At 68.5% G+C, this 6,568-nt stretch carries 5 protein-coding genes and 1 pseudogene; 1 reads left to right on the top strand and 5 read right to left on the bottom strand.

Going from position 1 to position 6,568, the window contains the following annotated elements; genetic code table 11:
* Together ACCC97_RS24755 and tal are read right to left on the bottom strand one after the other, a co-directional pair.
* Window positions 1–778: pseudogene (locus ACCC97_RS24755) on the bottom strand (glucose-6-phosphate isomerase); the annotation flags it as partial.
* Window positions 779–780: 2 nt separating this feature from the next.
* Window positions 781–1,737, bottom strand: a complete 957-nt coding sequence (tal, locus tag ACCC97_RS24750; protein WP_007834007.1) for a transaldolase — start codon at window positions 1,735–1,737, stop codon at window positions 781–783.
* 228 nt (window positions 1,738–1,965) lie between these two features.
* On the opposite strand from tal, the gene ACCC97_RS24745 reads away from it, so the two are divergent.
* Window positions 1,966–2,637 carry a lipocalin family protein gene (locus tag ACCC97_RS24745; protein ID WP_413335588.1) on the top strand — a complete coding sequence of 224 codons (672 nt, stop codon included), beginning with the start codon at window positions 1,966–1,968 and terminating at the stop codon, window positions 2,635–2,637.
* Here ACCC97_RS24745 and ACCC97_RS24740 read toward each other — a convergent pair.
* The 3 genes from ACCC97_RS24740 to ACCC97_RS24730 are packed head-to-tail and all read right to left on the bottom strand — an operon-like array spanning window position 2,583 to window position 6,565.
* Window positions 2,583–3,245, bottom strand: coding sequence for an HAD family hydrolase (locus ACCC97_RS24740; RefSeq protein WP_007834003.1), 663 nt, complete (start codon window positions 3,243–3,245; stop codon window positions 2,583–2,585). The two genes, ACCC97_RS24745 and ACCC97_RS24740, sit on opposite strands and share 55 nt — an antisense overlap.
* 12 nt (window positions 3,246–3,257) lie before the next feature.
* Complete coding sequence (locus tag ACCC97_RS24735; protein WP_007834001.1) at window positions 3,258–4,307, bottom strand: ABC transporter ATP-binding protein; 1,050 nt, start codon at window positions 4,305–4,307, stop codon at window positions 3,258–3,260.
* Complete coding sequence (locus ACCC97_RS24730; RefSeq protein WP_413335590.1) at window positions 4,304–6,565, bottom strand: ABC transporter permease; 2,262 nt, start codon at window positions 6,563–6,565, stop codon at window positions 4,304–4,306. The genes ACCC97_RS24735 and ACCC97_RS24730 overlap by 4 nt, the downstream gene beginning before the upstream one ends.
* Window positions 6,566–6,568: the final 3 nt, after the last annotated feature.

Below are 6,568 nucleotides of genomic sequence, written 5' to 3'. Positions count from 1 at the left end.
CGCCCACCCAGTCCCAGAAGCCGAAGGTGGTGTCGATGCCGAACTTCTTCGCCGCTTCCACGTTGGTGGTGAGCGCCGCGAAGTGGCCCGCGATGTCGGTGCCGCCCGACTGCTCGTACCAGCGCCTGGCCGACTGCGCGTTGGTCATCGTCTCGGCCGTGGTGAAAGTCTTCGAGGCAATGAGGAACAGCGTGTGCTCGGGCGCCAGGCCCTGCAGCACGCCGGCCAGCTCGTGGCCGTCGACGTTCGAGACGAAGTGGAATCGCTTGCCCGGCGCGGCGAACTCGGCCAGCGCCAGCACCGCCATCTGCGGGCCGAGGTCGGAGCCGCCGATGCCGATGTTGACCACGTCGGTGATCGTGTGGTCGCCGCGCACCTTCTCTGCATAGGCCAGCATCGCATCGAGCGTGGCGTGCACCTCGCGCAGCTCGTTCGCGGTCTTGGGCCCGGTCGGCGCATCGGCCGGCGCGCGCAGCAGCGTGTGCAGCACGGCGCGGTCTTCGGTGACGTTGATGTGCTCGCCCGCGAACATGGCGTCGCGGTGCGCCTCGAGGCCGCATTCGCGGGCCAGCGCGAGCAGCAGCTCCTCGGTGCGTGCGTCGACCAGGTTCTTCGACAGGTCGGCGAAGACATACGGCGCCTCCTGGCTGAAACGCGCAAAGCGGTTCGCGTCGTCCACGAAGGCATGGCGCACGTCGAACTGGCGGCCCGCCGTTTCGAAGCTGGACTGGAGTTGCGCCCAGGCCGGCGCATGGTCGCAGCGAAGGGTCATGGCCATGTTTACTTGCCGCTTTCCTGCATGAGTTTTTCGAGCTTCACAGCGTCGGCTGCGAAGGCGCGGATGCCTTCCGCGAGCTTCTCGGTGGCCATGGCATCTTCGTTCAGCGCAAAGCGGAAGCCCGCCTCGTCGTAGCTGACCTTGGCGATGTCGCCCCCGGGTGCGGCCTTGGCGTCGAGCGCGTGCTGCAGCGGTTCGTTGCTGGCGGCCAACTCGGCCAGCAGCTCGGGGCTGATGGTCAGCAGGTCGCAACCAGCCAGCGCCTGGATCTGTCCCACGTTGCGGAAGCTCGCGCCCATCACCTCGGTCTTGATGCCGTGCTGCTTGTAGTAGTTGAAGATTTCCCGCACCGACTTGACGCCCGGGTCGTTGGCGCCGGCACTGGCTGCTTCATCCCACTTGGCGCCGGCCGACTTCTTGTACCAGTCGTAGATGCGGCCCACGAAGGGCGAGATGAGCTGCACGCCGGCCGCGCCGCAAGCCACGGCCTGCGCGAACGAGAACAGCAGCGTGAGGTTGGTGCGGATGCCCTTCCTCTCGAGTTCGCGCGCCGCCTCGATACCTTCCCAGGTGGAGGCCACCTTGATCAGCAGGCGCTTTTCGGTGTCGATGCCTTCGGCCTTGTAGAGCGCCACGATGCGCTCGCCGCGCGCCACGGTCGCGGCCGTGTCGAAGGACAAGCGGGCGTCGACCTCGGTCGACACGCGGCCCGGGATGATCGAGAGGATTTCGCTGCCGAAGCGCACCAGCAGGCGATCGATGACCTCATCGAGCGGCTTGCCGGCGTGCTTCTTCACGGTTTCATCGAGCAGCGGCCGGTATTCGGCCTTCTGCACGGCCTTGAGGATGAGCGACGGATTGGTGGTCGCGTCCTGCGGCCTGGAAACGCTGAGCTGCTTGAAGTCACCGGTGTCGGCGACGACGGTGGTCCACTGGCGGAGGGCATCGAGTTGGTTCATGAAATGATTATCCAGTGCGGGTTGTGACAAGTCCTGCACGCAGTTGCGCGTGGGCCGATGTTTTCATGCGCACCGTAGCACGGGTTTTCCGCCGCTCTATCAGCCTGTTGCGTACAGGGTTGTCAGCCGCCCTGCCCTACACCGGCTGTGGTCCGCGGCTGACGGCATCGGCCGCCCGCCCGGGGCTACGCTGCGCTCCACGCCGAAATTTTCAGCCAGGAGCCCCCCATGTCCCATCGCCAACGCGGCCCCGCGCCTCCCGACGGCCAGCCCTTCGACGACCGCCGCACCAGCGCGGCGATCGGCACCATGGCCACCGCTTTCGTCATGGGCGGCGCCGCGGCCTGGCTGGCCCTCCAAGCTTCGCGTACCGCGCGTGTGCAACCGGCCGGCCCGGCCGACGGCGCACCGCTGATGCGGGCTCCGCTGCAGGTGGTGGCGCCGGTCGACCTGCGGCGCTATGCCGGCATCTGGCACGAGCAGGCGCGGCTGCCGAACCGCTTCCAGAAAGCCTGCGCCGGCCCCGTGACCGCCGAGTACACACTCCAGCCCGACGGCACCGTGCAGGTCGTGAACCGCTGCGCGCGCGCAGACGGCAATTTCGACCAGGCGACCGGCACCGCGCGCGTGGTGCCCGTGGCAGGCCAGCCCGGCGCGGGCCGACTCCAAGTGCGCTTTGCGCCCGCCTGGCTTAGCTGGCTGCCCATGGTCTGGGGCGACTACTGGATCCTGAAGCTCGACCGCAACTACGAGGTGTCGCTCGTCGGCACGCCCGACCGCGAATACCTCTGGGTGCTGTCGCGCGCGCCGCGCCTGGACGACGCGGTGCTGAAGGCCGAGCTGGACTACGCCAGCAGCCTGGGGTTCGACACCGACAAGGTGGTGCTGACCGGTAGATAGCGCTGCAGCTGCGACGGCAGCATGGCCGGCGTGGTGCAGTGGATGGCCTGCCAGCCGAAGGCGCGCGCCGCCTCGACGTTGGCGGCGGAGTCGTCGATGAACACGGTCTGTTGCGGATCGAGCGCGTAGCGCATCGCCAGCACCTCGTAGATCTCGCGCTCGGGCTTGAGGAACTTCACGTCGCCCGAGAACACGCCGCCGTCGAAGCGCTGCATGAACGCATGCCGGCGCTCGATGGCGCGGGCGTACGACGCAGGCATGTTCGACAGGTAGTACAGGCGCAGCGGCTGGCCGGCCTCGCGGTGCGCGACCAGCTGTTCGAGCATGTCGACCGTGACGCCGATCGGCTCCAGCCGCTCGCCCAGTCCTTCGAGCATGGTGCGAAGCGGCCCGGCCGGCAGCGAGAGCCGGGCCGACATGCGGGCGATGGCATCGTCCAGCGTGCGGGTGCCGCAGTCGAAACCCGTCCAGTCGTCGTGATGGAAAAGTGCCCGGCCCATGGCGACCGCGGCGGCCTCAGTGGGCGCGTGCTGCGCGAGATGGGCCTGTACCAGCCGGGTGGGCTCCCATGCGAACAGCACGGCGCCCAGGTCGAAAACCACGTTCATGGCGCCATTGTTTCATGCACCGGGCACCACGCTCACGCCGTGGGCTCCCAGCGACAGCGTGGCCTGCGCGCCCGCCGCCAGCGGACGGGACAGGTCGTTCGACACCACGAAGACCGGCCCCAGGGTGGTGTCGAAGCCGTATTCGTAGAAGCTGCCGAGGTACGCCGCCTTGCGCAGCGTGGCCGGCAGGCCGCTGCCCGCGTCCGCGGCGCCGATCTGCCAGGCTTCGGGACGCACCGCAACCTTCACCGTGCCGGGTGCCACCGCATGGCGCGGCTGCAGGCGCAGCGGGCCGAGCGCCACGCTGCCGTCGGCCTGCGCCGTGGCGGGGAACACCATCGCCTCGCCCATGAAACCAGCGACGAACTCGCTCTCGGGCCGCCCGTAGAGCTGCTCGGGCGTGCCGCGCTGTGCGATCACGCCGTGGTCCATCACGATGATCTGGTCGCTCACGGCCAGCGCCTCGCTCTGGTCGTGCGTGACGTAGGCCACGGTCAGCTTCAAGCGCTGCTGCAGCGCGCGGATTTCCTCGCGCATCTCGCGGCGCAGGCGGGCGTCGAGGTTGGAGAGCGGCTCGTCGAAAAGCAGCACCGCCGGCTCCAGCACCAGCGCGCGCGCCAGCGCCACGCGCTGCTGCTGGCCGCCCGAGAGTTCGCTGGGCAGCCGCTCGTCGAAGCCGACCAGGCCCACGCCGCGCAACGCCTCGCGTGCCCGCGCGGTGGCCTCGTCCTTCTTCACGCCGCTCATGCGCAGCCCGTAGCCCACGTTCTCGATCACGTTCATGTGCGGGAACAGCGCGTAGCTCTGGAACATCATGCTGACGTTGCGCTCGGCCGGCCCCAGCGTGGTGACGTCGCGCCCGCCCATGAAAATCGAACCAGAGGTCGGCGACTCGAGCCCCGCGATCATGCGCAGCGTAGTCGTCTTGCCGCAGCCCGACGGGCCGAGGATGGTGGTGAGCGTGCCGACCGGCACTTCGAAGCTGATGCCCTTGACGGCCAGCGGCGCGTTCCTGTCGGTGCCGTAGCGCTTGGTGACGTTGCGGAATTCGATGCCGTTCATGCCAGGCCTTCCATTTTGTGATGTCCCTGATGCTGCGGCGTGGCCCCTCGTCGTCCCAGCTTTCGCTCTCCCACCACGAACTGCACCAGTGCAATCGCCAGCGACATCAGGATCATCAGCACCGTGCAGTACGCCAGCGCGATACCGTAGTCGCCGTTGCCGACGCGGCCGATGATGTAGGTGGTGGCCAGCTCGTTCTCGGCCGTGACCAGGAAGATCACCGCGCTCACCGTCGTCATCGCGCGCACGAAGCTGTAGACCAGCGCGGCCACCAGCGCGGGCTTCAGCAACGGCAGCACCACCTTGAAGAGCGTCTGCGAGGTCGATGCCCGCAGCATCAGCGAGGCTTCGTCGAGCGAGCGGTCGAGCTGCTTGAAGGCCGCCGTGCCCGCCCGCACGCCCACTGGCAAATTGCGAAACATGAAGCACAGCACGATGATGAGCCCCGTGCCCGTGAGCTCGAATGGCGGCACGTTGAAGGCCAGGATGTAGCTCACGCCGAGCACCGTCCCCGGAATGGCGAAGGCCAGCAGCGCGCCGAACTCGAACAGCCCCTGTCCCCTGAACTCGTTGCGCGCCAGCAGCCACGCGATCAGCAGGCCGAGCGCCGCAGTGATGGGCGCCGAGATGCCCGCGAGCTTGAGCGTGGTGATCAGCGAGTTCCATGCCGTACCCGCCCACACCAGCCCGAACTGCCCCCATTCGAGCGAGAACGCGTTCCTGAAGTGGTTCAGCGTGAAGCTGTAGTCGCGCCCCCAGGTCTGCACGAAGCCGCCCGCGAAGGCGAACAGGTAGACCACCGCGGTGAACGCGATCCACGGCAGCGCGATGCACTGGATGGTGCGGCGCACGCCGTCGGGCAGCGCCATCGGGATGCCGGCGTCGCCCTTGCCGCTCACGGTGGTGTAGTTCTGCTTGCCGAGCACGCCGCGCTGCAGCGCGAACACGCCGAGCGCAAACAGCGTCAGCACCCAGGCCAGCGAGGCCGCGCGGCCCTGGTCGTACTGCGCGCCGACGATGGCGAAGAAGATGTCGGTCGACAGCACCGAGAACTGCCCGCCCACCACCACCGGGTTGCCGAAGTCGGCGATGCTCTCGATGAATCCCACCAGGAAGGCGTTGGCCAGCCCCGGCTTCAGCAGGGGCAGCGTGATGGTGAAGAAGGTGCGGCGGCGGTCGGCGCGCAGCATCTGCGCGGCTTCCTCGAGGCTTGGCGCAATGCCCTGCACCACGCCCCGCATGATCATGAAGGCGATGGGCGTGAACGCGAACAGCTGCGCCACCAGCACGCCCGGCATGCCATAGAACCAGCGCGTGGGCTCGATGCCGAACACGTTCTCCAGCACCTGGTTGACGATGCCGGCGCGGCCGAACAGCAGGATCAGGCCGAGGCCCACCACGAACGGCGGCGTGATGATCGGCAGCAGCGCCAGCACCCGCAGCGCGCCTTGCCCGCGCTTGCTGCCGCGCTCGGCCATCAGCGCCATTAGCGTGCCGAGAAAGGTCGTGCCGGCCGCGGTGAGCAGGGCCAGTACCAGCGTGTTCCACGCCACGCCGCAGCGCACGCCGCCGGAAAGGCACCCCAGCCCCCAGATGCGTTCGGTGAACACGCGCGCGACAAACGCGGCGATCGACCACTGCCCGTCCTCGTTGAAGAACGCGCCCGACAGCGCCTTGCTCACCGGGTAGGCGATGAACAGCGCCATCAGCACGCCGCAGCCGATGACCGCGGCCGCCACGAACAGGTCACCCTTGAAAAGGCCGAGCCGCGCGATGCCGAAGGCGGCCAGCAGCACGAGCACAGTGAGCGCCACGAAGCCGCCCGCGCCGATGCCGAACTGGTTGACGGCCAGATCGCCGAACTGCGTGTTGAGCGCCGCGAAGCTCCAGCCCCGCGCGCCGATCGCGAAGCCTGTCACGGCCAGCCCGATGGCGCCGACCGCGCCACCCGCGAGCAGCCAGCGTCCCTGGCTGCGGCCAGCAGGCAGCCACGCACCTACCGCGCACATCAGCAGCCCAGCAAGGCCGACGAAGAGCCAGCCCCGACCCTGCGTCGCCGCCTGCATCAGGCCGTTGGCACCCTCCGCCTGGCCGAACACCTGAGGAACGGCTTCGTACCAGGTCGCGTCCTGAATCGCATACCAGGGCAGCAGCAGGTACGCGGCAAGGCCCAGCGCGACCCATGCCCAGATCCAGCGCTGCGAGCGCCTGGCCGCGGCCAGTGACGCCGGATTGACCGGCACGCCGGTGTCGATCAAATG

This window comes from Variovorax sp. Varisp85, assembly GCF_047304045.1.
In the GTDB taxonomy this organism is placed as follows: Bacteria; Pseudomonadota; Gammaproteobacteria; order Burkholderiales; family Burkholderiaceae_C; genus Variovorax.
The sequence above is the reverse complement of the archived record's forward strand: the minus strand, read 5'-3'. Positions and strand labels throughout refer to the sequence as shown.

Bases quoted from the DNA above. Each gene is read 5' to 3' on its own strand.
- tal (WP_007834007.1), bottom strand. From the start codon at position 1,737: ATGAACCAACTCGATGCCCTCCGCCAGTGGACCACCGTCGTCGCCGAC.
- ACCC97_RS24745 (WP_413335588.1), top strand. From the start codon at position 1,966: ATGTCCCATCGCCAACGCGGCCCCGCGCCTCCCGACGGCCAGCCCTTC.
- ACCC97_RS24740 (WP_007834003.1), bottom strand. From the start codon at position 3,245: ATGAACGTGGTTTTCGACCTGGGCGCCGTGCTGTTCGCATGGGAGCCC.
- ACCC97_RS24735 (WP_007834001.1), bottom strand. From the start codon at position 4,307: ATGAACGGCATCGAATTCCGCAACGTCACCAAGCGCTACGGCACCGAC.